The sequence below is a fragment of the Lysobacter claricitrinus genome (assembly GCF_045866565.1).
GTDB lineage: Bacteria > Pseudomonadota > Gammaproteobacteria > Xanthomonadales > Xanthomonadaceae > Cognatilysobacter > Cognatilysobacter claricitrinus.
Genome location: NZ_BAAFZV010000002.1, coordinates 1,208,618 through 1,231,646, shown reverse-complemented (window position 1 = coordinate 1,231,646; position 23,029 = coordinate 1,208,618). Strand labels below are relative to the sequence as shown.

Genomic DNA, 23,029 nt, shown 5'->3' with positions numbered 1-23,029 from the left:
AACCTGCCATCACGGTAGTTTGGGGAATCCAATGCTGGATCTGCAAAGTCCAAGTCAGCGCGTCGCGTCGGGGGCGCCATGTCGATCGCGCGGCTTCACGTTGGTCGAACTGATGGTGACCCTGGTCATCCTCGCGATCATCGTCGGAATTGGCGTGCCGAAGTTCCGGCAGCTGACGACGTCCAACCGGATGTCGGCGGCGGCGAACGACGTAGTCGCCGCCCTCCAGGTCGCTCGAATCGAGGCGGTGCGCCAGAACGGACGCACGATGCTGTGCCCGAGCACCGATGGCCTCACATGCTCCGGCACGAATTGGAGTCACTTCATCGTCTTCAGGCTCGCGCCGACGGTGAGCACGGCGACGCCCGCGTCGGTGGTGCCTGCTTCTGCGAACGACGTGGTGCGTGACGTGAACCTACCGGCAGTCAATCTCAATATTGGCGGTAGCCCAAACGTCGTCAGCAGTAACCGCATCTGGTTCGCGGCCGATGGCTATGCACGTGTCGGCTCCACGGCCAACCGGGCGGGCACGATCGGGATCTGCACGACCGTGATCACTACCACCAACACGCGCGACGTGATCATAAATACCAGTGGCGTTGCAGTGCAGCGCAATACGCGCCCCGCATGTGCGCAGCCCGGGGAGCCGACATGACGGGTTATCGGGAGCAACGTGGCAGCAGCCTTCTCGAGGTGTTGATCGCGGTAGTCATTCTTGCGGTTGGCATGCTGGGCATGGCGGCTTTGCAGGTCGTGACCCTTCGAAACACCGGCAGCGCGGCGCAACGCTCAGCCGCGATCATGCAGTCGTACGCCATGTTCGACCTGATGCGCGCGAACTCGGCTGCGGCGCGCGCCGGTCAGTACAACCAGGGGTGGCTCTGCCAGGCGCCGGCCGGGGGCACGCGCATTACCAACGACATCTCGACGTGGATTACGCAGCTGCAGGGATCGATGGGTGACACGGCATGCGGGCGCATCGCATGCGGTTCCACGTCGTGCCAAGTGAGCGTGAAGTGGGACGAAAGCCGCAGCGCTGGCGAGCCCGCGCCCGACCCGGTTGTGACGACGAGCAGGCTCTGACATGACGAATTTCCTCATCCATCAGGGTGCAGCTCGACGCCAGCGCGGTGTGTCGCTGATCGAGCTGATGATCGCGTTGGTGCTCGGAGTCCTGGTCGTTGCAGGGGCCGGCGCCGTGTTCCTCTCAAACAAGCGCACGTTCGGCGCTAGCGAGACGCTGAACCGTATTCAGGAGAACGAGCGCGCCTCGTTCGAGATCATGTCGCGCGATGTACGTGAGGCTGGAGGCAACCCGTGCTCGACGTCTGCGAAGCCCGTGAACATGTTGAACGCCAGTGGCAACGCGTGGTGGTCGAGCTATACCGACGGCATCCACGGTTACGCCGGGACCGATACGACGACGGGCACGTCCACAGGTACGACGAGTACTAGCCGAGTTGCAGGTACGGAAGCGATCGACCTCGCGCTGGCTAACGAGGGTGGCGACGTCCGGGTGACGTCGCACAACGATTCGAGCGCACCCCTGCAGGTCAGCTCGGCCACAGGATTCGCCGCTGGCCAGATCCTGATGGTTTGCGACATGGACGTGCGCATCATCTTCAAGGCCACGGGCATCACCGGATCGAGCATCGCGCACACCGCATCGGCCGGTATCGCCGAGAACTGCAACGCGCGATTCGCGATCTTCGATGCGTTGGGGAACTGCGCCACGGTCCCCAGCCCCGGGGCACCCAGCTACTGCTTTGCCGTCAGCGGCACACCGGGTTCGTGCTCCGACTTCGGGAACTCGCCCGCGCGCGTCACTCGGGTGACGCTGGCGCGGTGGTACATCGGCAACAATGCGCGCGGTGGCACGTCTCTGTATCGGGCCGTTGTCATGAACAACACCGGTACGACCACGCCCAATACGCCTACGCCTACAGAAATCGCGGAGGGCGCGACGGCAATGACGATTACCTACCTTCGTCGTGGGCAGGCCACTTTCGAGGCACCTGCGGCGATCACTGCAGCCAACGCATGGGGGCAGGTGATTGCTGCCCGCGTGAGCGTGACCTTCGGTGGCGTCACTGGTGCGGTCACCGGTGACTATCTGCGCGAAACCAACGCGAACGGCACGACGGGCGCAGCGATCAGCAACACGATGACCAACGTGGTAACGCTGCGTAACCGCGAGGGCCTGATGTGATGAAGCGTTCCGGACCCAGCAACCCCCGGCGCCAGGAAGGTATCGCGCTGGTCGTCGTGCTCCTGCTGTTGCTCATCGTCACGCTGATCGGACTTGCCGCGATGCGCGGCACGCTGCTGCAGGAACAGATGGCGGGCAATACCGTGGCGCGAGGCAGCGCCTTCCAGCTGGCCGAAGCAGTGCTGCGTGAGGGCGAATCGGTCGCGGCCGGTGCGCCGACCATAACGGGCACCGGGTGCTCGAATGGCCTGTGCGCGAATCCCGGCGCCGCATCGGACGGCGCGTGGCAGACACCAGCGAATTACCGCACGTCGTCGCTGGACACCAGCGAGATGGATGCCGGCTTCGTGATTGAAGACATGGGCATCGGCTCGGATGTGTCATCCAGCTGCACCACGGCCATCGATCCGTCGAGCGGTGGCTGCGCGACGAATATCAAGCGTTATCGCATCACTTCCCGCGTCCACATGAACAACGGAACGGAAGTGGTCCTGCAAACGAACTATCAGGTGGAGTGACCTTCATGGCCACGACTCGTCTCAATGGACTCGCCGCCGCACGTCGTGTGGTTTTCGCGACCGCGATCGCCGGCCTAGCGGTTGTGCCCGCATCGGTGGGCGCCGTCAGCTTCCCGTCGTATCCGCTGCAGACGGGCTCGCCGCTACCACCGAACATCCTGTTCATCCTCGATGACTCGGGCTCGATGGGCTTCCTTCGAATGCCGACCGACACCTCCGGCGAGATGTCGGACTCGCTTGCGACCAAGGCGAGCGACAACAACACCGTTTACTACGATCCCGCGGTGACCTACCGCCCTTGGATGACGGCAACCGGCGCGCGCATGACTGGCGGCACGTCGTTCAACGCCGTCTACGGCGACTACGATCAAGCGTCGGGCAACACGATCGATCTTGCGGACTCGGGCAGCTGCCGGAGCTATTCGCAGAACGGTTCGAACATCAGCGTCTGCGGCGGGCCGACGCAGGCGACCTATTACGTACTGAAGAGCGGGCAGACCTCCAGCACGAGCGACAATACGCGCTATTACCGCTACCAGATCCTGACCGTCAGCGGGCAGGTCCGCGTTGTGCGCAGCGACTGGCTCAAGACCGGCACCACCAGCAGTTCGATGGGATGCCCCGACCCGGGCAACAACAAGAACGGCTGGCGCAATTGCACGTTCGCGACGCCCGGGCGTAGCGAGGCCGACGAAATCACGAACTTCGCGACGTGGTTTTCCTACTCGCGTTCGCGCATGAAGATGGCGAAGTCCGGCGCGACGGAAGCGTTCTCGACGCTGGGTTCCAACGTCCGAGTCGGCTTCCGCACGATCTGGAACCGCAACAACTTCGACATCCCCGTGCAGGACGGCAATTCCGGCCTGTTCGAGGACGCGCGCACGCCCGTAACGACGACTTCGCGTTCAACATGGTTCGCGCGCGTAACGGGCGCCGACTCGAGCAACGGCACGCCTTTGCAGGGTGCCCTGCAGAAGGCAGGCGACTATTACATGCAGACAGCGGCGTCGGGTCCTTATGGTCCGGAAGCGAGCACTGCGCAGTTCCAATGCCGGCAGAACTTCACGATCCTGACCACAGACGGCTACTGGAACGATACGTCGAACTTCAGTTCGGGGACGATGGGGGAGCAGGACAGCAACGACGGCAGCGCGATTTTTAACCCGCTCGATAACACTACGAGCGTTCGCTACACCGCGCGTATCCCGTACAGCGCCCCGACGAGCAATACGCTGGGCGACATCGCGATGAAGTACTGGAAGAACGATCTCCGCACCGATCTCGCGAACAAGGTGCCGACGGCAACGACCGATCCTGCATTCTGGCAGCACATGGTCACGTTCGGCATCTCCATCGGCAACAAGGGCGGACTTGACCAGGACTCGGTTGCGGACGTGATCCGCGACGGCTCGCCGCGCATCAATGGCGTCAACGTGCCGTGGCCCGTGGCCGGTAGCGGCAAGACCAGCGAGAACATCGACGACCTGTTGCACGCGTCGGTCAATGGCCACGGCGAATTCATCGCGGCGACGAACTCGTCGATGTTCGCGGACGCGTTGTCCGATGTGCTCGGGAAGATCCAGGAGCGCCTCGCATCCGGCTCGAACGTGGCGACGAACAGCACGTCGTTCCAATCCGACACGCGCATGTACCAGGCGAAGTTCACGTCCGGTCAGTGGACGGGCGATCTCGAGGCCTACGATGTCACGGCCGCCGGCGGCATCGCCGCGAACGCGGCCTGGAAGACCGCGGCACGCATCAACGCCAGCCTGACCGACGGCGATACGAGCAACGACTTCACCGCGCGCACCGTGCTTACGTGGGACGTCTCGGGCAACCGATCGGCGAGCTTCCCGACGACCGCCCAGGCAGCTGCGCTTGCGCGCGGTACCGGCACCGATGCCGTCACGGGCGCCGTCAATGCTGCGTACATCAAGGGCAGTCGCGCCAACGAGATTTCGAACAACGGTAGCCTGCGCAACCGCACCAATCTGCTCGGCGACATTGTTGATTCCTCGCCCTTCTACCTGAAGGACAACGAGACCATCTTCGTTGGCGCCAACGACGGCATGCTGCACGCCATCAATGCGCTGACGGGCGATGTTCGCTACTCGTACGTGCCGGCAGGCATCGATTTCAGCAAGCTCGCGACGTTCAGCGATCCCAACTACGAGCACGCGTATTTCGTCGACGGGCCCGTGGCGGTCAGTGCCCAAAGCGCGGTCGGCGGCAATTATCTGGTAGGCACGCTGGGGCGGGGCGGCAAGGGAGTGTTCGCGCTCGACGTGGGCAATACGACGTCGCCCACGGTGCTGTGGGACAAGACCGCCGCCATCGACAACGACATGGGCTACGTGCTCGGCGTTCCGCTGGTTGTCAAGGCCAACAACGGTTCGGCGGTTGCGATCGTGAGCAACGGCATCGATTCGACCAACGGATCGGCGACGCTCTACGTGTACGACATTTCGAGTGGCACGCTGCTGAAGAAGTTCGTCGTTGACACCGGCAGCAATGGCCTGTCGGCACCCCGTGGCGCGGACACTGACGGTGACGGTGACATCGATTACGTGTACGCGGGCGACCTCAAGGGCAAGCTCTGGAAGTTCGATCTGTCGGGCGCGACCGTTGCCTCCTGGAACGTTGCATTTAGCGGCCAGCCTATGTTCCAGACAGCGTCGAACCAGCCGATCACCGGCGGGCTCGCGATTGCTCGCGAACCGGGGACGCGCCGCATCTTCATCACGTTCGGCACCGGTCGCATGATTTCGCAGGGTGACCTCACCACCACCTACACACAGGCGTTGTACGCGATCATCGACGACGGAACGATTGTGCAGCGCAGCGACCTCACGCAGCGGACGATCGCCGCGACGGGACAGGTGAGCGGAAAGAGCGTTCGTGCGTTCGAGATGTATTCGACGTTGCCTGCCGCCTCCAAGGGCTGGTACCTCAACCTCGGCACGCCGACGCCCGGTGAGCGGGTGATCAGCGGCCCGCGAATCAAAGGACGCGCGGCCTTCTACTCGAGCGTCATCCCGGCGTCCGGCGGCTCCAGTTGCGATCCGGGCGGCACGGGCTACGTCAATGTGCTCGATCTGTTTACCGGTACAAGCCCGCAGTCGGAAGGTGGCTCCAGTTCCTTCTTCGACCTCAATGGCAGCGGTTCCGGCAACGACGACACGATCACGTCGGGTGGCCAGCAGTTCCCGATCGGTTCGGTCGACCTTGGCGTCGGCATGCCGACCGAGTCAGCACAGATCGACAACTTCGTCGTCGTCGGTGGTTCGACCGGCGGTCACGCGGGCGTCGCAGTCTCGGGTATCTCCGGTCAGGCCAAGCGCGTCGGCTGGCGTGAAATCTTCAACAGGGATTGATCATCGTGCACAAGCGCAATCTGAAGGGTTTCACTCTCATCGAGCTCATGATCGTGCTCGTGATCATCGTCGTGCTGACGGCGATCGCGTACCCGGCCTACATGCAACACACTGCGAAAGCACGACGTGTGCAGGCGGGCGGGTGCCTGCAAAGCATCGCCCAGACGATGGAACGCTATCGCAGCACGCACAATTTTTCGTACACCGGTGCGGCGTTGACGATGGCGAACATTCCCTGCACGACGGACCTGGCGGCGTTCTACCAGTTCCCGGCCCCGACGGTGTCGTCGTCCACTGCCTACACCCTTCAGGCGACGCCGATCAACGCCCAGGCAAACGACAAATGCGGCACGCTCGGCCTTAATCAGGCCGGACTCAAATCTGTCTCGGGCGGTACCGTCACGGACCCACAGGCCTGTTGGTGATTCGCCCGACGAGGCGGACATGCTGTTGACCCGGCGCTACAACTGATTAAAATGCGGGTCCCCGCCCGAATAGCTCAGCCGGTTAGAGCACTTGACTGTTAATCAGGGGGTCGTTGGTTCGAGTCCAACTTCGGGCGCCAGATTAGGAAAGGCCTGCAGAAATGCAGGCCTTTTCGTTTTTCAATCGAACGGACACGGGGTGTTCGTCACGCGCTCACTGCGCGCCCGCCCCGAGTTGTTGACGACCACCGTGGCGACCAGTTCGCGGCGACGGGCCACGCAGATGCGGAGGGTGCTGTTCGTGCCAGACGCCCATCCGTCTGGCAGGTAGCGCACCTCACGGCGCCCCGTTGTCGAGGAAATCGTCAACCCGTCGCCCACCGCATCCACGCGGTCGATGAGCGCCTGGTCACTGTCGGGCTCGCCAGCACCGCTGTCCTCGAAGACTATCCAGCCGCCCTCCCAGCGGCGATCTGCGCGACAGGAGCGGCCATCGAGACTCGGGCAGACCGACACGGGACGGTTGCGACGAATCGCTTCGATGCGTGCGGTCGCCAGACTGCCCGTGAGTTGGCTCACTGCCGTGGTGCAACGCGTGCCGTCGATGAGTCGGCCGAACGCAGGCCCCGCCGCCGCGAAAAGAATCGCGGCGATCGCGAGTCCGATCATCAGTTCGATCAGCGTGAATCCTTTCTCGTTGTTCATCTCGCCTCCGTGCGATTCGGCGGCAATCGTGCCCGGCCGCCTGCGTCCGAACCGTCGGGTGCCGCACTGTCGGCGTGTCGGATTAATCCGCGTCTCAGCCCCTGAGTCGGAGCGCCGGTACCCTGGCGCGCGGCATTTCGGCCGACAGACCGTCCACGCTGCACGCGTAGACTGGGCAGTGCCCTGTTCATCAAATCCGGGACGCGATTTGGACCGCTTCGAGCTCGTTTCTCCCTATTCCCCCGCCGGCGACCAGCCGCTCGCGATCGATCGCCTTTCGAACGGTTTCGAGGCGGGCATCGCGTCGCAGACGCTGCTGGGCGTGACCGGGTCGGGCAAGACGTACACGATCGCGAACGTCGTGCAGCGGATCCAGAAGCCGACCATCGTGATGGCGCCTAACAAGACGCTCGCCGCGCAGCTGTACGGCGAGTTCAAGGCGTTCTTCCCGCACAACGCGGTCGAATATTTCGTCAGCTACTACGACTACTACCAGCCGGAGGCCTACGTGCCGTCGTCGGACACCTTCATCGAGAAGGACAGTTCGGTGAACGAACACATCGAGCAGATGCGTTTGTCGGCGACGAAGGCGCTGCTGGAGCGTCGCGACACGCTGATCGTCTGCACGGTGTCGGCGATTTACGGCCTCGGCGACCCCGGTGAGTACCACCGGATGGTGTTGCACATGGTACGTGGCGAGCGCATCGACCAGCGCGAGCTGATCCGGAAACTCACCGAGATGCAGTACTCGCGCAACGACACGGAGCTGCGTCGCGGTACGTATCGCGTGCGCGGTGAAGTCATCGATGTGCATCCGGCGGAAAGCGAGAACGAGGCGTTGCGCGTCGAGCTGTTCGACGGCGAGATCGAGCAGCTGTCGGCGTTCGATCCGCTGACAGGCGAGGTCTTCCGCAAGCTGCCGCGCTACACGATCTATCCGAAATCGCATTACGTGACGACCCGCAAGACGGTGCTTGAGGCCGTCGACACGATCAAGGACGAGCTGCGCGAGCGCCTCGAGCAGCTTTACGCCGCAAACAAGCTGGTCGAGGCGCAGCGGCTGCAGCAACGCACCCAGTTCGACCTGGAAATGCTGGCCGAGGTCGGCTTCTGCAACGGCATCGAGAACTACTCGCGGCACATGACCGGCACCGCGCCCGGCGAGCCGCCGCCTTGCCTGTTCGACTACGTGCCGGCGGATGCGCTGATGGTGGTCGACGAATCGCACGTCACCGTTCCGCAGGTCGGGGCGATGTACAAGGGCGACCGGTCACGCAAGGAAACGCTGGTCGAGTTCGGTTTCCGCCTGCCGTCGGCGCTCGACAATCGCCCTCTGAAGTTCGAGGAGTGGGAAGGCCGCGCGCCGCGCGCCATCTACGTGTCGGCGACGCCGGGCAAGTACGAACTCGAGAAATCGGCAGGCGAGGTGGTCGAACTCGTGGTCCGTCCCACCGGCCTGATCGACCCCGAAGTCGAGGTGCGGCCGGTATCGACGCAGGTCGACGACGTGCTCGGCGAGATCAACAAGCGTGTCGCGATGGGCGATCGCGTGCTGATCACTACGCTCACCAAGCGCATGGCCGAGAACCTCACCGAATACCTCACCGAGCACGGCATCAAGGTGCGCTACCTGCACTCGGACATCGACACGGTCGAGCGCGTCGAGATCATCCGCGACCTGCGCCTTGGCAAGTTCGATGTTCTGGTGGGAATCAACCTGCTCCGCGAAGGCCTGGATATGCCGGAGGTGTCGCTGGTCGCGATCCTGGACGCCGACAAGGAAGGCTTCCTGCGTTCGGCGGGCTCGCTGATCCAGACGATCGGCCGCGCTGCGCGAAACGTGCGCGGCAAGGCGATCCTGTATGCGGACGTGGTCACTCGGTCGATGAAGATCGCGATCGACGAGACCGACCGCCGCCGGCAGAAGCAGGTCGAGTACAACGCAGAGCACGGCATCACGCCGCAGTCGGTGGTGCGGCCGGTCAAGGACATCCTGGAGGGCGCGCGTCGCGATGCCGGCGACGGGAAGGGCAAGGGCAGCAAGGCCCGGCGCGTCGCCGAGCCGGAGACCAACTACGCCGCACTCAGTCCCGCGCAGCTGTCGTCGCGGATCAAGGCGCTGGAGCAGCAGATGTACCAGCACGCCCGCGACCTGGAGTTCGAGGCTGCGGCGAATGTCCGCGACCAGCTGCGCAAACTGAAGGAAGCGGGTTTCGGCACCTGAACGCCTTGCCGGCGGCAGCAGGGCTGGCTACACTGTGCGCCCCTCGCCGGGGCAGTTCACCGGCAGCGGGCGGTTAGCTCAGCGGTAGAGCACTACCTTGACATGGTAGGGGTCACAGGTTCGAACCCTGTACCGCCCACCACATACGTGGTCGAACGGCGTGATCTTCGGATCGCGCCGTTTGCTTTTGTGGCTCAGGCGATGCGACGGCGCGGCCCGTTGGCCGGGCGTGCGCGCGAACTCGAGCGGCCGTGTCGATGCGCGATTCCGCGCCGGTGCGATCGCGCCTCGAGCCGCTCCGCAGCGCGACCCTCGAATTCGAGCAGCGCGAGCCACGCCGCCAGGCACCCGACCGCCGCAACGGCGGCGACGGCACGGCCGGCCGCCTCGAAGCGGCATGCGGCGGCGATCAGCATCGCGGTGAGTACGGCGAGCAGGGCGAGGCCGCGGCGAAGGCGACGTAGGGGGCGTGGCGTGGCGGTCATCGGAGGCGCTCCGGTCGGTCGCGGGCCATTTTTCGAAACGCCGATGACACCCGTGTGTGACTGCGCTGAAGTTTCGATGACACGGCGTCTCGGCCGCTGCATCCGCAAGGCGGTAAGCTGCGTTCCCTGTCATGCCGGCGGCGCGTGCCGACGGCGGGAAGGAGTCCGATGTCCGTCCTGTCCGACCCGTTCGGTCGCACGTTTCCCTATCTGCGGCTCTCGCTGACCGAGGCCTGCAACTTCCGGTGCGGCTACTGCCTGCCGGACGGCTACGTCGCGGACGGTCGGCCGACGTTCCTCGCGCGCGATGAAGTGCGGCGGCTCATCGAAGCGTTCGCCAGCGTGGGCATGCGCAAGGTCCGCCTGACCGGCGGCGAGCCGACGCTGCGCAAGGATCTCGTCGACATCATCGGCGACATCGCATCGGTTCCCGGCGTGTCGAAGATCGCGCTGACCACAAACGGCACGCGGCTGCCGACGCATGTGCGCGAATGGCGCGACGCCGGGCTGACGTCGCTCAACGTGAGCGTCGACAGCCTCGATCGCGACGTGTTCCACGCGGTCACCGCGCACGATCGTCTGCCCGAGATCCTCGAAGGTATCGACGACGCGCTGACGCTCGGCTTCGACGCAGTGAAGCTCAACGCCGTCCTTTTGCGGGGCGTCAACGATGCAACCCTGCCCGCATGGCTCGATTACCTGCGCGACCGCCGCGTCAGCGTGCGCTTCATCGAACTGATGCGCACCAACGACAACGTCGCCTATTTCGAGCGCCACCACGTGCGCGCGGAGGGAATGGAGCGTGAACTCGTCGAGAGTGGTTGGGTGCGGATGGTGCGCGCATCCGACGCCGGTCCCGCGAACGAATACGTGCATCCGGACTACGCCGGCCGCATCGGCCTGATCACGCCGTATGCGCGTGACTTCTGCAGCGGTTGCAATCGTCTTCGCGTCACCGCGCGTGGCGACCTGCGCCTGTGCCTGTTCGGCGATTTCGGCGTGCCGCTGCGTCCGCTGCTTCAACGCGATGAAGACCGGGACACGCTTGTCGACCTCATCGCGAGCCAGTTGCGCTTGAAGGCGGCGGGCCACGGCCTGCACGACGGTAACAGCGGCATCACGCCGCACCTTGCATCGATCGGAGGCTGAGTGTCCGTTGAGTCGTTCCATATGGCCGACGTGCGCGGCAAGCGGCCGACGCATCGTCGCGCCGTCGCGGTCGGTGAGTTGCATCCAGGCGCGGACGCCTACGCCGCGATCGTCGAACGCCGTCTGCCGAAGGGCGACGCGATGGTGATGGCGGAAATCGCGGGGCTTCAGGGCGCGAAACAGGCGTCGAACCTGATGCCGTTGTGCCACCCGTTGCTGCTCGAATTGGTGCGTGTTCGATGCGTGCCGGTACCGGAGCGCAGCGCGATCCGCGTCTACTGCGAAGTCGCGACCGAAGCGCGCACCGGCGTCGAAATGGAAGCGCTTGCCGGCGCGAGCGCGGCATTGCTCACTCTGTACGACCTCACCAAGCCGGTCGAGCCGGCGTTGTCGATCGAAGCGGTGCGCCTGCTGTTCAAGGAAGGCGGCAAGAAGGGACTATGGCGACACCCGATGGGCATGAGCGATGAAGAGATCGCGCACTACGCCCCGCGCGACGTTGCGCGCCTCGACGGCGTTGCCTGCGCCGTGATCACCCTGAGCGATCGTGTCAGCGCCGGCGAGGCCGAGGACGCGTCCGGCCCCGAACTCGCGAACGGACTTGCGCGACTCGGCGCCGACGTGCGGACTGAAGTGCTGCCCGACGGCATCGAACCGCTGCGTTCGCGCCTGCTAGCACTCGCAGACGGCGGCGTGCGGCTGTGCATGTGCACGGGCGGCACCGGTCTTGGTCCGCGCGACGCTACACCCGAAGCGCTGCTGCAGGCCGGTGGCGTCGAGGTCGACGGCCTCGCCGAGATGTTCCGCAGCGAGAGCCGTCATTTCACGCCGCTCGCGTGGCTGAGTCGCGCGCGTGCGATCCGTCTGAAGGGAATGCTCGTGATCGCGCTGCCCGGCAGTCCGCGCGCAGCGCGACAGGGGCTGGACGTGCTGGCGCCCGTACTCGCGCATGCGCTCGCGATGATCGGCGGGGCAGGGCACGCGTGATCGACTACGACGACGCGCTGCGACGTCTCCTCGATGTCGCGAAGCCTTTGCCGAGCGAGCGCATCGAAGCCGCGGACGCCATCGGCCGGATCCTAGCGTCGCCGCTGGTCAGTGCCGAGTCGTTGCCACCGTTCGACAATTCAGCGATGGACGGCTTCGCGTTGTGCACCGGCGGAACGCCGATTGCCGCCGGTGCGGAATTCGACGTGCGGGGCGGCCGCGCAGCCGGCGACGGCGTCGCGCGCGCCACGTCCGGTGCGTGGGAAATCATGACCGGCGCGCGCATGCCCGACGGTCTCGACGCAATTGTTCCGATCGAGCAGGTCGAAGCGCTGGGCCGAAACGCAGACGGCCGGCCCGATCGCATCCGCTTGCAGGCAAACGTTGCGCCCGCGCAACACCTGCGCCGCGCGGGCGAGGACGTGACGGTTGGCGCGACGCTCGCATCGGCAGGCACGCCCATCGATCCCGCCCTGCGCATGCTGTGCGCCGCGGTCGGCATCGCGGCGGTCGACGTGGCGCGCCGTCCTCGCGTCGTGCTTCTGAACACCGGGCGCGAGCTGGTGGACGACCCACGATGCGCGCTGGAGGCCGGACAGATTCGCAATTCGAACGGCCCGTTCCTCGCTGCGCGGTTGCACGCGGCGGGCGCGGACGTGGTCGGTGCATGTACGGTCGGTGACGATATCGATGCCTTTCTCGCAGCGCTCGCATCGCTGCCGCCACACGATGTCGTGGTGAGCACCGGCGCGGTGTCGATGGGCCGCTTCGACTTCGTGCCCGATGCGTTGTCGCGCATCGGTGCGACAACGCTGTTCCACAAGGTGCGCATTCGGCCGGGCAAACCGATTCTTGCCGCGATGTTGCCGTCGGGCGCGATGTTCTTCGGGCTGCCGGGTAATCCCGCGTCGACGGCGGTCGGGCTGCGTTTCTTCGTGGAGCCGGTGTTGCGCGCGATGCTCGGTATGCCGGACGAAGTGCCGATGCATCTGCCGTTGCGCGCGGCGTATGCCAAGCGTGTAGCACTGCGCATGCACCTGAAGGCGCGCGTCGCGCTCGATGGCGATGCGCGTGCGAACGTGGACATCCTCGGCGGGCAGGAATCCTTCCGCATCCGACCGCTGCTGGACGCGAACGCCTGGGCGATCATCGAGGCGGATGTCGATGCGCTCGAGGCCGGTGCACGCGTGCGCGTCGCGAGTCGCGGCCATCTCGAACCATTGTCGGTGCTGGCATGAGGACGATACAGATCGACCTGTTCGGAGCGATGCGTGACGTCGGCTCGCAGTCGCACCTTTCCATTGCGAGCGAGGCGCGAACCGTCGCCGAGTTGCGCGCTGAGATCGTCGCGACCGCAGCGGATTGGCCGGTGCAGGCCCGCGCGCTGCTGCCCCGCTCGGCATTCGCGAGCTCGACGACGGTACTTCGCGACTCCGATGCGTTGCCGGATGACGGACGCCTCGCATTGCTGCCCCCGGTAAGCGGAGGCTGAGGTGGATCGCGTGCACCTCGGTATCGTCGACACGTCGGCCCGAACGCTGGACATCGCGTCCGCGTTCGATTTCGTCAGCGGCCCAAGCTTCGGTGGCTACAACGCGTTCGTCGGCCGCATTCGCGACCTCAACCACGGCCGTCGCGTGGTCGGCGTCAGTTACGACATGTTCGACGCACTCGCGCTGCAGCGCTTCCGCGAGATCGCCGACGACGCGCTGGCAGCATTCGGTCCCAACGTTCGCGTCTGGGTCGAGCACGCGAAGGGGCGGCTCGACGTGGGCGGCATCGCGGTAGCTATCGCCGTCGGCACGCCGCATCGCGACGAAGCCTTTCGCGCATGCCGCCAGGTGATCGAAGCGGTGAAGCACACCGTGCCGATATGGAAACAGGAGCACTACGAGGACGGCAGCAGCGAGTGGAGCGAGGGATGCTCGCTGTGCCACGCGCCGTGATCGAACCGTTTACCGGTGTCGTCCTCGCGGGCGGGCGCTCGTCGCGCATGGGGCGCGACAAGGCGGTGCTGGTGCTCGACGGCCGCACGTTGCTGGACCGCGCGATCGACGTGCTTCGCGACGCGGGTGCGACGAACGTGATCGTGAGCGGCGATCGCTCGATGCATGACGGCGTTGCCGATCGTATTCCCGACGCCGGCCCGGTCGGCGGTATCGCCAGCGTGCTTTCCCGCGTTCCGGATGGCGCGATGGTCGTGATTCCGGTCGACGTACCGCTGCTGGACGCGGTGACCCTGCGAACGCTCGTCGCGTCGCTGTCCGAGGCCCCGGCCGCGTGTTTCAAGGGTCATCCTTTGCCCTGGGCAGTGCGCGTCGACGCGCGGGCACGCGACGCCGTTGAACAACTGCTGCGCGACAACCCTGAAGGTCCATCGATGCGCGCGCTGCACGCCGCGGTGGCTGGCATCGAGATCACACCGCCGACCGCCGACGTGCTCCACAACGTCAATACACCGGCTGACCTGGACGGCGTAGTCCGATGAAGGTGCAGTTCGACGGCGACGAAGTCCGCGTCCGGCTTACGCGCGCCGAATTCGACTCGCTGCGCGACGGGGCGCGACTGCGCGTGCGACTCGACTGGCCGCGGGGCGCGTGGTCGCTCGCGGTCGCGGTCGCCGACGCGTTCGCGCTGAACGGGGAGGGCGGGGACGTGGACGTCGTCCTGCCGCGCGCCGACCTCGACGATCTGGCCAGCCGACTGCCCGCACGCGATGGCCTGCACTACATGGTCGACCGTCCGGACGGCGCGCTCGCGCTCCGGATCGAGGTCGACCTCCATGACGGCCGCGCCCGCCGGCGTTGACGCGCGCCGCGAAGTCGCCAACCATGGGCGTCCTGCGCGACGCCGCCGTCGCGCCTGAACCGAGGTGGCCTGCGGGAACGCCGGCCGAGCGTGCGACATGAGCACTACCATCGCCCAGCGCTGACTCCTCCGCACCGGCCCGGCCGGTGCCGCGTTTCCATAGCCGCTCCGCCGGCGCCGTATTTCCGGACCCCCAATGATCGCCATCACGCTGCCCGACGGCTCGCGCCGCGAGTTCGATAAACCTGTCTCCGTCGCCGACGTCGCCGCGTCGATCGGCCCGGGCCTCGCCAAGTCCACCGTGGCCGGCGAGGTCGACGGCCGTCTCGTCGATGCGTCCGACGTCATCGACCATGACGCGAAGCTGCGCATCATCACGCCGAAGGATGCCGAAGGGGTCGAGATCATCCGCCACTCGTGCGCGCACCTCGTGGGCCACGCGGTCAAGCAGCTCTACCCGACCGCGAAGATGGTGATCGGCCCGGTCATCGAGGACGGCTTTTACTACGACATCTGGTACGAACGCCCGTTCACGCCCGACGACCTCGTCGCCATCGAAAAGCGCATGGGCGAGCTGATCGACACCGAGTACGACGTGATCAAGCGTGTCACGCCGCGCGAGGAAGTCATCGCTGTGTTCAAGGATCGTGGCGAGGACTACAAGCTGCGCCTGGTCGAGGACATGCCCGACGAGAAGGCCATGGGCCTGTACCACCACGAGGAATACGTCGACATGTGCCGCGGCCCGCACGTGCCGAACACGCGGTTCCTCAAGGCGTTCAAGCTGACGCGCATCTCCGGCGCGTACTGGCGCGGCGATTCGAAAAACGAACAGCTGCAGCGCATCTACGGCACGGCGTGGGCGGATACCAAGCAGCTCAAGGCCTACATCCAGCGCGTCGAGGAAGCGGAGAAGCGCGACCACCGCAAGATCGGCAAGCAGCAGGATCTCTTCCATCTGCAGGAAGAAGGCCCCGGCCTGATCTTCTGGCATCCGAAGGGCTGGTCGATCTGGCAGGTCGTCGAGCAGTACATGCGTCGCGTGTATCGAGAGTCCGGCTACCAGGAAGTGCGTTGCCCGCAGATCCTCGACGTCTCGCTGTGGCAGAAGTCCGGGCACTGGGACAACTACAAGGACAACATGTTCTTCACCGAGTCCGAGAAGCGGACGTACGCGCTGAAGCCCATGAACTGCCCGGGCCACGTGCAGGTCTTCAACCAGGGCCTGCACAGCTATCGCGACCTGCCGATCCGCTACGGCGAGTTCGGCGCCTGCCATCGCAACGAGCCGTCGGGCGCGCTGCACGGCATCCTGCGCGTGCGCGGCTTCACCCAGGACGACGGCCACGTCTTCTGCACGGAAGACCAGATCGAAGCCGAAGTCCGCGCGTTCCATGCGCAGGCGCTGAAGGTCTACGCCGACTTCGGATTCACCGACATCCAGATCAAGATCGCGCTGCGCCCGGACAACCGACTCGGCGACGACGCGACCTGGGACAAGGCCGAGAACGCGCTGCGTTCGGCGCTCAGTGCCGCCGGCGTCGAATGGCAGGAGCTGCCGGGCGAGGGCGCGTTCTACGGCCCGAAGATCGAATACCACCTGCGCGATGCGATCGGCCGCACGTGGCAGCTGGGCACCATGCAGGTCGACTTCATGATGCCGGGACGCCTCGGCGCCGAGTATGTGGACGAAGCTTCGCAGCGCCGCCATCCAGTGATGCTGCACCGGGCCATCGTCGGCTCGATGGAGCGCTTCATCGGCATCCTGATCGAGCACCACGCCGGTGTGTTCCCGAGCTGGCTGGCGCCGATCCAGGCGGTCGTGATGAACATCACCGACGCGCAGGGCGATTACGTCGACGAAGTCCGGAAAACCCTTATGGATCAAGGCTTCCGGGTCCATTCCGATTTGCGGAACGAGAAGATCGGCTATAAGATCCGCGAGCACACGCTGCAGCGCGTGCCGTACCTGCTGGTGGTCGGAGACCGCGAGAAGGAGAACGGCATGGTCGCCGTGCGGACCCGCGGAGGGGACGACCTTGGCTCGATGACCATCGACCAGTTCGCCGCGAGACTGCGCGACGAGGCCCTTTGAGGCACGCCCTGCGGGTTATGACCGGCCGTCCGGACGGCCGGTTCCACTTCTGGAGATCGACACATCAGTACGCTCGAAAAGCCGAATCGTAAAAACAGCGAGATCCGCGTCCCGCGCGTCCGAGTGATCGGAAGCGACGGCGAGATGATCGGCGTGCTCACGCGCGACGAAGCCCTCACGATGGCCCAGGACGAAGGCCTCGATCTCGTTGAAATCCAGCCGAACGCGGACCCGCCGGTCTGCAAGATCATGGATTTCGGCAAGTTCCGCTTCGAGCAGCAGAAGAAGGCCAACGAGGCCAAGAAGAAGTCGAAGCAGGTCGAGATCAAGGAAATGAAGTTCCGCCCCGTGACCGACGAGGGCGACTACCAGATCAAGCTGCGTAACATGCGCCGCTTTCTGGAGGAAGGCGACAAGATCAAGGTCAACATCCGCTTCCGTGGTCGCGAAATGAGCCACCAGGAGCTGGGGCGCGAGATGGCCAACCGCATCGAGCGTGACCTGGGCGAGGACATCGTCATCGAATCCCGGCCGCGCCTGGAAGGCCGCCAGATGGTGATGATGATCGCGCCGAAGAAGAAGCAGCCTTAACGACCGCTTCGGATTTGCAGGACGGCCCGCTTCGGCGGGCCGTTCGCGTTTTTGGCGGTGGTCAGTCACTGGGCGACCCGGGCCGCGGCATGAGGTGCGTCCTGCAGCGCATGACGGTTGTCGCGGGTCGGCTCCGCGCACCCGGTCGATTGATTGCTCTGGCCGCGGGCGGAAAGCTGTCCGGAGGAGCGACTTCACGGCCGACCTGGCCAGTGTGGCCAGCCGACATCTCGCCGTCGCCAACCCACTGATTTGCACGGGATTAACGGGTCGTGCACAATACGCGGCCCGGCCATTCCGGGGATTCAGGACCCGTCACGACCGGCTCGGCCGGATCGTCGACCAACACGCCGGTATGGGCAGGACGGAAAGCGTGGCGCGAGCCACCGCCCAGCCAGTCAGAAACTCCGAACGGACATCGATATGCCCAAGATCAAGACCAATCGGGCGGCGGCCAAGCGCTTCCGGAAGACCGCTTCCGGCAAGTACAAGTGCGGCCACGCCAACAAGAGCCACATCCTCACCAAGAAGGCGACCAAGCGGAAGCGCAACCTCCGGCAGACGAACCACGTTCGTGCCGAGGACGCGGGCCGTCTGGACCGCATGCTTCCGTATCTCTGAGGAGGGCTGAACAATGGCACGAGTTAAGCGTGGTGTGATGGCGCGTCGCCGTCACAAGAAGGTCCTCGCCCAGGCGAAGGGTTATTACAACGCGCGTCGCAAGGTTTTCCGCGTCGCCAAGCAGGCGGTTACGAAGGCGCTGCAGTACGCGTACATCGGCCGCAAGCAGAAGAAGCGTCATTTCCGCACGCTGTGGATCGCGCGTATCAATGCCGCTGCGCGTCTGAACGGCATGAGCTACAGCCGCTTCATCAACGGTCTGCTGAAGGCCGGTATCACGCTCGATCGCAAGGTGCTGGCGGACATCGCCGTGCACGACGCGGCGGCGTTTACCGCGCTGACCGAGAAGGCGAAGAGCGCGCTCGCGGCGTAAGAAGCAATCAGCGAAGCCCGCGCTCCTTGCGTGGGCTTTCGCGAGAAGCCTCACGCATGGGGAAGGGCGCAAGTCCTTCCCCATGTTCGTTTTCGCGGTCCGAATTCGTGGTTCCCGTTCGACGGCGCACCTGGTGCGCGCCGAGCGGTTGATCGACGGCCTGGTGGCGTGCCGGTAATCGCCCTGTCCAGCCCGCGCTGCGGGATCGATGCAACGAAGAGAGTGGTCGTCCATGAGTGACATCTCGTCGCTGACGCAACAGGCGCTCGCCGACATCGCCGCCGCCGACTCGCCCGAGGCGATCGAAGCGCTGCGCGTCGCGCTACTCGGCAAGTCCGGCAGCATCACCGGTCAGCTCAAGCAACTCGGCGCGCTGCCGCCGGACGCGCGCAAAGCTGCAGGCGAAGCGATCAACGCTGCGCGCGACACGGTGACTGCCGCGCTGGCCGAACGTCGCGTGACTCTTGAATCCGCGGCGCTCAATGTGCGCCTCGCATCCGAATTCATCGACGTCACGTTGCCCGGCATCGGCATCGCGCGCGGCGGCCTGCACCCGGTCAGCCGCACGCTCGAGCGCATCGCCGAGATCTTCGGTCGCCTCGGTTACCAGCTGTCCGATGGCCCGGAGATCGAGGACGACTGGCACAACTTCGAAGCGCTGAATTTCCCGCCGCACCATCCGGCGCGCGCGATGCACGACACGTTCTACTTCGGCGACGGTCGCCTTCTGCGCACACACACCTCCGGCGTGCAGGTTCGCTTCATGCAGGAACACCAGCCGCCGCTGCGCATGATTGCGGCCGGCAAGGTGTATCGCAGCGACAGCGACCAGACGCATACGCCCATGTTCCACCAGGTCGAAGGCCTGCTCGTCGACGATCGCGCGAGCTTCGCGGACCTCAAGGGCACGCTGGTTGAATTCGTTCGCGCGTTCTTCGAGGACGACCTCGAGATGCGCTTCCGCCCGAGCTACTTCCCCTTCACCGAGCCGTCGGCGGAAGTCGACATCGCGTGGAAGCAGGCCGACGGCAGCACGCGCTGGCTGGAAGTGCTCGGCTGCGGCATGGTCCATCCGAACGTGCTGCGCAACGTCGGCATCGACCCGGAGAAGTACACGGGCTTCGCGTTCGGCCTCGGCGTCGAGCGCTTCGCGATGCTGCGTTACGGCGTCGACGATCTGCGCAGCTTCTTCGAGAACGACGTGCGCTTCCTGCGCCAGTTCGCGTAACCGATTCCTTCGACTTCCCGATGCCGCCGGCCGTGCCGACGCGGCGAGCGAGATCCCGATGAAGTTTTCCGAAAACTGGCTCCGACAGCATGTGCCGACGCAGGCCTCGCGCGATGAACTCGCTGCGACGCTCACCGCGATCGGGCTGGAAGTCGAGGAAGTCACGCCGCTTGGTGCATCGCTCGACGGTGTCGTCGTGGCGCGCATCGTCAGCGCCGAGCGGCACCCGGAAGCCGACCGTCTGCAGGTGTGCAGCGTCGACGCGGGGCAGGGCGAGCTGGTGCAGATCGTTTGTGGTGCGCCGAACGCGCGCGCGGGCCTGTGTGCGCCGCTTGCAACCGTGGGCGCGACGCTGCCGGGCGGCATCGCCATCAAGGCCGCCAAGCTGCGCGGCGTCGAATCATTCGGAATGCTGTGCTCGGCGAAGGAACTCGGCATCGACGCCGACGCGTCCGGCTTGCTGGAATTGCCCGATGACGCCCCGGTCGGAACGCCGCTCGCCGACTTTCTTGCGCTGCCCGACGCCAGCATCGAGATCAAGCTGACCCCGAATCGCGCGGACTGCTTCAGCGTGCGCGGCATCGCGTTCGACGTCGCTGCGGCAACGGGCGCGCAGGTCGCGGCATTCGATATCGCACCGATCGCAGCCAAAACGTCGTCGACGCTTGCGGTCGAGTTGCACGCGGGCGCGGACGCACCGCGTTACTGCGGCCGCGTGATCGAAGGTGTCGATGCCGCGCGGGCAACGCCGGTGTGGATGGCCGAGCGCCTGCGTCGCAGCGGCATCCGTCCGGTCTCGTTCCTCGTCGACGTCACCCAGTACGTGATGATCGAGCTCGGCCAGCCGATGCACGCGTTCGACCGCGCGACATTGAGCGGCCCGATCGGTGTGCGGACCGCGCGCGATGGCGAATCGCTGAAGCTGCTCGACGGTCGCGACGTCACGCTCGATCCGCAATTCCTCGTCGTCACGGATGCCGATCGCGCGGTCGCGCTTGCCGGCATCATGGGCGGGCACGACACGCGCGTGACCGACGCGACGCGCGACGTGTTCCTCGAGGCCGCGCACTTCGCACCGAGTGCGATCATCGGACGCGGCCGCAAGCTTGGCCTGCACACCGACGCGTCGCACCGGTTCGAGCGCGGCGTCGATCCGGAGCTGCCGCGGCAGGCGATCGAACACGCGACGCGGTTGATCCTCGACATTGCTGGGGGCCGTCCGGGCCCGGTGATCGAAGCCGCACTGCCGGACCACCTGCCGCAACCCGTGTCGATCATGCTGCGGCGCGACCGTCTTGCGCGCGTGCTCGGTACGCGGGTGGACGATGCCGAGGTCGAACGCATCCTGCGTGCGCTGGGTCTTGCGGTCGGTGCCGACGCGGTCGGCTGGCGCGTGACGCCGCCGAGCCGGCGCTTCGACCTCGCGATCGAAGAGGACCTGATCGAAGAGGTCGCGCGCATTCACGGGTACGACGCGATTCCCGCGACGCTGCCGGGCGGCGTCGTGCCGCTCGCGCCTGCGACCGAAACACGCGTCGACGCCGCGCACCTTCGTCGCGCGCTGGCGGGTCGCGATTTTCTGGAAGCGATCAACTACGCGTTCGTCGACGCCGCATGGCTCGACGCGTGGTCGCTGCAGGCCGGCGCGGTTCCGCTCGCCAATCCGCTCAGCGGCGAACTCGCGATCATGCGAACGTCGCTGCTGCCAGGCCTTGTCGCGGCGCTGGGTCGCAACGCCGCCCGCCAGCAGTCGCGCGTGCGCCTGTTCGAGCTTGGCAACGTTTTCCATGCCGCGGCAGAGGGCGAAGCTCCACTGCACACGCAGCGTGTCGCAGCGGTTGCTTGCGGCGACGCGACTGGCGAGCAGTGGAACGGCGCGTCGCGCGTCGCCGGTTTCCACGACCTGAAGGGCGATCTCGAAAGCCTCGCTGCGCTCAGCGGCGCGGCGCTCGCGTTCGAGCGCTCGGCGCAGCCGTGGGCGCACCCGGGTCGTTCGGCCGACATCAGGCTCGACGGTCGCGCGGTCGGCTGGATCGGGCAGCTGCACCCACGCCTCCAGCAGGCGCTCGGGCTCGACGTCGCCGTGGTCGCATTCGAGATCGATCTGGACGCCGTGCAGCGTCGCGCGGTGCCGAGGGCCGACGCACTCTCGCGCTATCCGTCCGTCCGCCGCGATCTCGCGTTCGTCGTCGCGGAAACCACGCCGTGGGCGGTGCTCGAACGCGCGGTCCGGGCGGCTGCGGGGCCGTCGCTGCGTGATCTCGTGCTGTTCGACGTGTACCGCGGCAAGGGTGTCGAAACGGGATTCAAGAGTGTCGCCATGGGCTTGATCCTGCAGGAGAAAAGTCGCACTCTGACCGACCGCGACGTGGATGCCGTGGTGAGCGACGTGGTCGCTTCGCTGCAGCGCGAGCACGGCGCGACGATCCGTAGCTGATCCCGAGGAAACGTACCGATGACGCTGACCAAGGCCGAGATGGCCGAGCGACTGTTCGACGAGGTCGGCCTCAACAAGCGCGAGGCGAAGGAGTTCGTCGATTCCTTCTTCGACGTGCTGCGCGGAGCGCTGGAAACCGGTCGCCAGGTCAAGCTGTCGGGCTTCGGCAACTTCGACCTGCGGCGCAAGAACCAGCGTCCCGGTCGCAATCCGAAGACGGGCGAGGAGATTCCGATTTCCGCGCGCACGGTGGTGACGTTCCGTCCGGGCCAGAAGCTGAAGGAACGTGTCGAGGCGTACTCCGGGGCGACCGACCATGCTTGATCCGGGCAGCAACAGGGAACTGCCGCCGATCCCGGCCAAGCGCTATTTCACGATCGGTGAAGTCAGCGAGCTGTGCGACGTAAAGCCGCACGTGCTGCGCTACTGGGAAACCGAATTCCCGATGCTCAACCCGGTCAAGCGCCGGGGCAACCGCCGCTATTACCAGCGCCACGAAGTGCTGATGGTGCGGCAGATCCGCGGCCTGCTTTACGAACAGGGCTACACGATCGGCGGTGCCCGCCTGCGCCTTGAAGGTGATAACCAGAAGCAGGAATCGGCGCTGAGCTCGCAGATCATCCGCCAGGTGCGGATGGAACTCGAAGAAGTGCTGCAGCTGCTGCGACGCTGAGCGGTCGCGAATCCCGGCAGCCAAACTGTCTGCCGGGGTGGAAGGCTTGCCGGTTCCGATGGGGCGGCCCGCATGCGCAAGGCGGTGCGTGAACCGCTCAGCCTCTCGATCGGTGCAGGCGCCATCT

At 65.7% G+C, this 23,029-nt stretch carries 24 protein-coding genes and 2 tRNA genes; 24 read left to right on the top strand and 2 right to left on the bottom strand.

Going from position 1 to position 23,029, the window contains the following annotated elements; genetic code table 11:
* The first annotated feature begins 31 nt into the window (after window positions 1-31).
* From ACKTTN_RS10535 to ACKTTN_RS10505, 7 genes are all read left to right on the top strand, one after another.
* Complete coding sequence (locus ACKTTN_RS10535) at window positions 32-655, top strand: GspH/FimT family pseudopilin (protein WP_407909791.1); 624 nt, start codon at window positions 32-34, stop codon at window positions 653-655.
* A complete protein-coding gene (gene pilV, locus ACKTTN_RS10530) occupies window positions 652-1,083 on the top strand; it encodes a type IV pilus modification protein PilV (RefSeq protein WP_407909790.1) in 432 nt (143 codons plus the stop codon). Before ACKTTN_RS10535 ends, pilV begins: the two co-directional genes overlap by 4 nt.
* A gap of 1 nt (window position 1,084) precedes the next feature.
* Window positions 1,085-2,209 carry a PilW family protein gene (locus ACKTTN_RS10525; RefSeq protein WP_407909789.1) on the top strand — a complete coding sequence of 375 codons (1,125 nt, stop codon included), beginning with the start codon at window positions 1,085-1,087 and terminating at the stop codon, window positions 2,207-2,209.
* A complete protein-coding gene (locus ACKTTN_RS10520; RefSeq protein WP_407909788.1) occupies window positions 2,209-2,727 on the top strand; it encodes a pilus assembly PilX family protein in 519 nt (172 codons plus the stop codon). Before ACKTTN_RS10525 ends, ACKTTN_RS10520 begins: the two co-directional genes overlap by 1 nt.
* 5 nt (window positions 2,728-2,732) lie before the next feature.
* Window positions 2,733-6,101 carry a pilus assembly protein gene (locus ACKTTN_RS10515; RefSeq protein ID WP_407909787.1) on the top strand — a complete coding sequence of 1,123 codons (3,369 nt, stop codon included), beginning with the start codon at window positions 2,733-2,735 and terminating at the stop codon, window positions 6,099-6,101.
* 5 nt (window positions 6,102-6,106) lie between these two features.
* The gene (locus ACKTTN_RS10510) at window positions 6,107-6,526 is read left to right on the top strand and encodes a type IV pilin protein (RefSeq protein WP_407909786.1); all 420 of its coding nucleotides are present in this window, start codon (window positions 6,107-6,109) and stop codon (window positions 6,524-6,526) included.
* Between the two features lie 63 nt (window positions 6,527-6,589).
* Window positions 6,590-6,666 (top strand) — tRNA-Asn (locus ACKTTN_RS10505).
* Between the two features lie 40 nt (window positions 6,667-6,706).
* On the opposite strand, the gene ACKTTN_RS10500 is transcribed toward ACKTTN_RS10505, so the two are convergent.
* Window positions 6,707-7,231, bottom strand: a complete 525-nt coding sequence (locus ACKTTN_RS10500) for a GspH/FimT family pseudopilin (protein ID WP_407909785.1) — start codon at window positions 7,229-7,231, stop codon at window positions 6,707-6,709.
* Window positions 7,232-7,439: 208 nt separating this feature from the next.
* Between ACKTTN_RS10500 and uvrB the strand changes: the two genes are divergently transcribed.
* Together uvrB and ACKTTN_RS10490 are read left to right on the top strand one after the other, a co-directional pair.
* A complete protein-coding gene (gene uvrB, locus ACKTTN_RS10495) occupies window positions 7,440-9,455 on the top strand; it encodes an excinuclease ABC subunit UvrB (RefSeq protein ID WP_407909784.1) in 2,016 nt (671 codons plus the stop codon).
* Between the two features lie 67 nt (window positions 9,456-9,522).
* Window positions 9,523-9,597, top strand: a tRNA-Val gene (locus ACKTTN_RS10490).
* A 52-nt stretch (window positions 9,598-9,649) separates the two neighbouring features.
* Here the strand turns inward: ACKTTN_RS10490 and ACKTTN_RS10485 are convergent.
* Window positions 9,650-9,940 (bottom strand): hypothetical protein, encoded by a 291-nt coding sequence (locus ACKTTN_RS10485; RefSeq protein WP_407909783.1) that lies wholly within the window; start codon window positions 9,938-9,940, stop codon window positions 9,650-9,652.
* Window positions 9,941-10,108: 168 nt separating this feature from the next.
* Between ACKTTN_RS10485 and moaA the strand changes: the two genes are divergently transcribed.
* From moaA to ACKTTN_RS10410, 15 genes are all read left to right on the top strand, one after another.
* Window positions 10,109-11,089: a GTP 3',8-cyclase MoaA gene (gene moaA, locus ACKTTN_RS10480; RefSeq protein ID WP_407909782.1), complete on the top strand. Its 981-nt coding sequence runs from the start codon at window positions 10,109-10,111 to the stop codon at window positions 11,087-11,089.
* 21 nt (window positions 11,090-11,110) lie between these two features.
* On the top strand, window positions 11,111-12,076 hold the full coding sequence (moaCB, locus tag ACKTTN_RS10475; protein ID WP_407910067.1) for a bifunctional molybdenum cofactor biosynthesis protein MoaC/MoaB: 966 nt from the start codon (window positions 11,111-11,113) through the stop codon (window positions 12,074-12,076).
* Window positions 12,073-13,314: a molybdopterin molybdotransferase MoeA gene (locus ACKTTN_RS10470; protein ID WP_407909781.1), complete on the top strand. Its 1,242-nt coding sequence runs from the start codon at window positions 12,073-12,075 to the stop codon at window positions 13,312-13,314. The genes moaCB and ACKTTN_RS10470 overlap by 4 nt, the downstream gene beginning before the upstream one ends.
* Complete coding sequence (locus tag ACKTTN_RS10465) at window positions 13,311-13,568, top strand: MoaD/ThiS family protein (protein ID WP_407909780.1); 258 nt, start codon at window positions 13,311-13,313, stop codon at window positions 13,566-13,568. Before ACKTTN_RS10470 ends, ACKTTN_RS10465 begins: the two co-directional genes overlap by 4 nt.
* A 1-nt stretch (window position 13,569) precedes the next feature.
* Entirely contained in the window at window positions 13,570-14,022 is a 453-nt protein-coding gene (locus ACKTTN_RS10460) for a molybdenum cofactor biosynthesis protein MoaE (protein WP_407909779.1), read from the top strand.
* Window positions 13,998-14,564: a molybdenum cofactor guanylyltransferase gene (gene mobA, locus ACKTTN_RS10455; protein WP_407909778.1), complete on the top strand. Its 567-nt coding sequence runs from the start codon at window positions 13,998-14,000 to the stop codon at window positions 14,562-14,564. The genes ACKTTN_RS10460 and mobA overlap by 25 nt, the downstream gene beginning before the upstream one ends.
* Entirely contained in the window at window positions 14,561-14,884 is a 324-nt protein-coding gene (locus ACKTTN_RS10450) for a hypothetical protein (protein WP_407909777.1), read from the top strand. The genes mobA and ACKTTN_RS10450 overlap by 4 nt, the downstream gene beginning before the upstream one ends.
* A gap of 196 nt (window positions 14,885-15,080) precedes the next feature.
* A complete protein-coding gene (gene thrS / locus ACKTTN_RS10445; protein ID WP_407909776.1) occupies window positions 15,081-16,979 on the top strand; it encodes a threonine--tRNA ligase in 1,899 nt (632 codons plus the stop codon).
* A gap of 63 nt (window positions 16,980-17,042) precedes the next feature.
* Window positions 17,043-17,570 carry a translation initiation factor IF-3 gene (gene infC, locus ACKTTN_RS10440; RefSeq protein WP_407910066.1) on the top strand — a complete coding sequence of 176 codons (528 nt, stop codon included), beginning with the start codon at window positions 17,043-17,045 and terminating at the stop codon, window positions 17,568-17,570.
* 423 nt (window positions 17,571-17,993) lie between these two features.
* A complete protein-coding gene (rpmI, locus tag ACKTTN_RS10435; protein WP_027083463.1) occupies window positions 17,994-18,191 on the top strand; it encodes a 50S ribosomal protein L35 in 198 nt (65 codons plus the stop codon).
* A gap of 13 nt (window positions 18,192-18,204) precedes the next feature.
* Entirely contained in the window at window positions 18,205-18,564 is a 360-nt protein-coding gene (gene rplT, locus ACKTTN_RS10430; RefSeq protein WP_407909775.1) for a 50S ribosomal protein L20, read from the top strand.
* 232 nt (window positions 18,565-18,796) lie between these two features.
* The gene (gene pheS / locus ACKTTN_RS10425) at window positions 18,797-19,792 is read left to right on the top strand and encodes a phenylalanine--tRNA ligase subunit alpha (protein WP_407909774.1); all 996 of its coding nucleotides are present in this window, start codon (window positions 18,797-18,799) and stop codon (window positions 19,790-19,792) included.
* 58 nt (window positions 19,793-19,850) lie between these two features.
* Entirely contained in the window at window positions 19,851-22,229 is a 2,379-nt protein-coding gene (gene pheT / locus ACKTTN_RS10420; protein ID WP_407909773.1) for a phenylalanine--tRNA ligase subunit beta, read from the top strand.
* A gap of 18 nt (window positions 22,230-22,247) precedes the next feature.
* On the top strand, window positions 22,248-22,553 hold the full coding sequence (locus ACKTTN_RS10415; RefSeq protein ID WP_407909772.1) for an integration host factor subunit alpha: 306 nt from the start codon (window positions 22,248-22,250) through the stop codon (window positions 22,551-22,553).
* Entirely contained in the window at window positions 22,546-22,902 is a 357-nt protein-coding gene (locus tag ACKTTN_RS10410; RefSeq protein WP_407909771.1) for a MerR family transcriptional regulator, read from the top strand. Before ACKTTN_RS10415 ends, ACKTTN_RS10410 begins: the two co-directional genes overlap by 8 nt.
* The last annotated feature ends 127 nt before the right edge of the window (window positions 22,903-23,029 follow it).

Bases quoted from the DNA above. Each gene is read 5' to 3' on its own strand.
- ACKTTN_RS10535 (WP_407909791.1), top strand. From the start codon at position 32: ATGCTGGATCTGCAAAGTCCAAGTCAGCGCGTCGCGTCGGGGGCGCCA.
- pilV (WP_407909790.1), top strand. From the start codon at position 652: ATGACGGGTTATCGGGAGCAACGTGGCAGCAGCCTTCTCGAGGTGTTG.
- ACKTTN_RS10525 (WP_407909789.1), top strand. From the start codon at position 1,085: ATGACGAATTTCCTCATCCATCAGGGTGCAGCTCGACGCCAGCGCGGT.
- ACKTTN_RS10520 (WP_407909788.1), top strand. From the start codon at position 2,209: ATGAAGCGTTCCGGACCCAGCAACCCCCGGCGCCAGGAAGGTATCGCG.
- ACKTTN_RS10515 (WP_407909787.1), top strand. From the start codon at position 2,733: ATGGCCACGACTCGTCTCAATGGACTCGCCGCCGCACGTCGTGTGGTT.
- ACKTTN_RS10500 (WP_407909785.1), bottom strand. From the start codon at position 7,231: ATGAACAACGAGAAAGGATTCACGCTGATCGAACTGATGATCGGACTC.
- ACKTTN_RS10485 (WP_407909783.1), bottom strand. From the start codon at position 9,940: ATGACCGCCACGCCACGCCCCCTACGTCGCCTTCGCCGCGGCCTCGCC.
- moaA (WP_407909782.1), top strand. From the start codon at position 10,109: ATGTCCGTCCTGTCCGACCCGTTCGGTCGCACGTTTCCCTATCTGCGG.
- moaCB (WP_407910067.1), top strand. From the start codon at position 11,111: ATGGCCGACGTGCGCGGCAAGCGGCCGACGCATCGTCGCGCCGTCGCG.
- ACKTTN_RS10465 (WP_407909780.1), top strand. From the start codon at position 13,311: ATGAGGACGATACAGATCGACCTGTTCGGAGCGATGCGTGACGTCGGC.
- mobA (WP_407909778.1), top strand. From the start codon at position 13,998: ATGCTCGCTGTGCCACGCGCCGTGATCGAACCGTTTACCGGTGTCGTC.
- ACKTTN_RS10450 (WP_407909777.1), top strand. From the start codon at position 14,561: ATGAAGGTGCAGTTCGACGGCGACGAAGTCCGCGTCCGGCTTACGCGC.
- thrS (WP_407909776.1), top strand. From the start codon at position 15,081: ATGATCGCCATCACGCTGCCCGACGGCTCGCGCCGCGAGTTCGATAAA.
- rpmI (WP_027083463.1), top strand. From the start codon at position 17,994: ATGCCCAAGATCAAGACCAATCGGGCGGCGGCCAAGCGCTTCCGGAAG.
- rplT (WP_407909775.1), top strand. From the start codon at position 18,205: ATGGCACGAGTTAAGCGTGGTGTGATGGCGCGTCGCCGTCACAAGAAG.
- pheS (WP_407909774.1), top strand. From the start codon at position 18,797: ATGAGTGACATCTCGTCGCTGACGCAACAGGCGCTCGCCGACATCGCC.
- pheT (WP_407909773.1), top strand. From the start codon at position 19,851: ATGAAGTTTTCCGAAAACTGGCTCCGACAGCATGTGCCGACGCAGGCC.
- ACKTTN_RS10415 (WP_407909772.1), top strand. From the start codon at position 22,248: ATGACGCTGACCAAGGCCGAGATGGCCGAGCGACTGTTCGACGAGGTC.
- ACKTTN_RS10410 (WP_407909771.1), top strand. From the start codon at position 22,546: ATGCTTGATCCGGGCAGCAACAGGGAACTGCCGCCGATCCCGGCCAAG.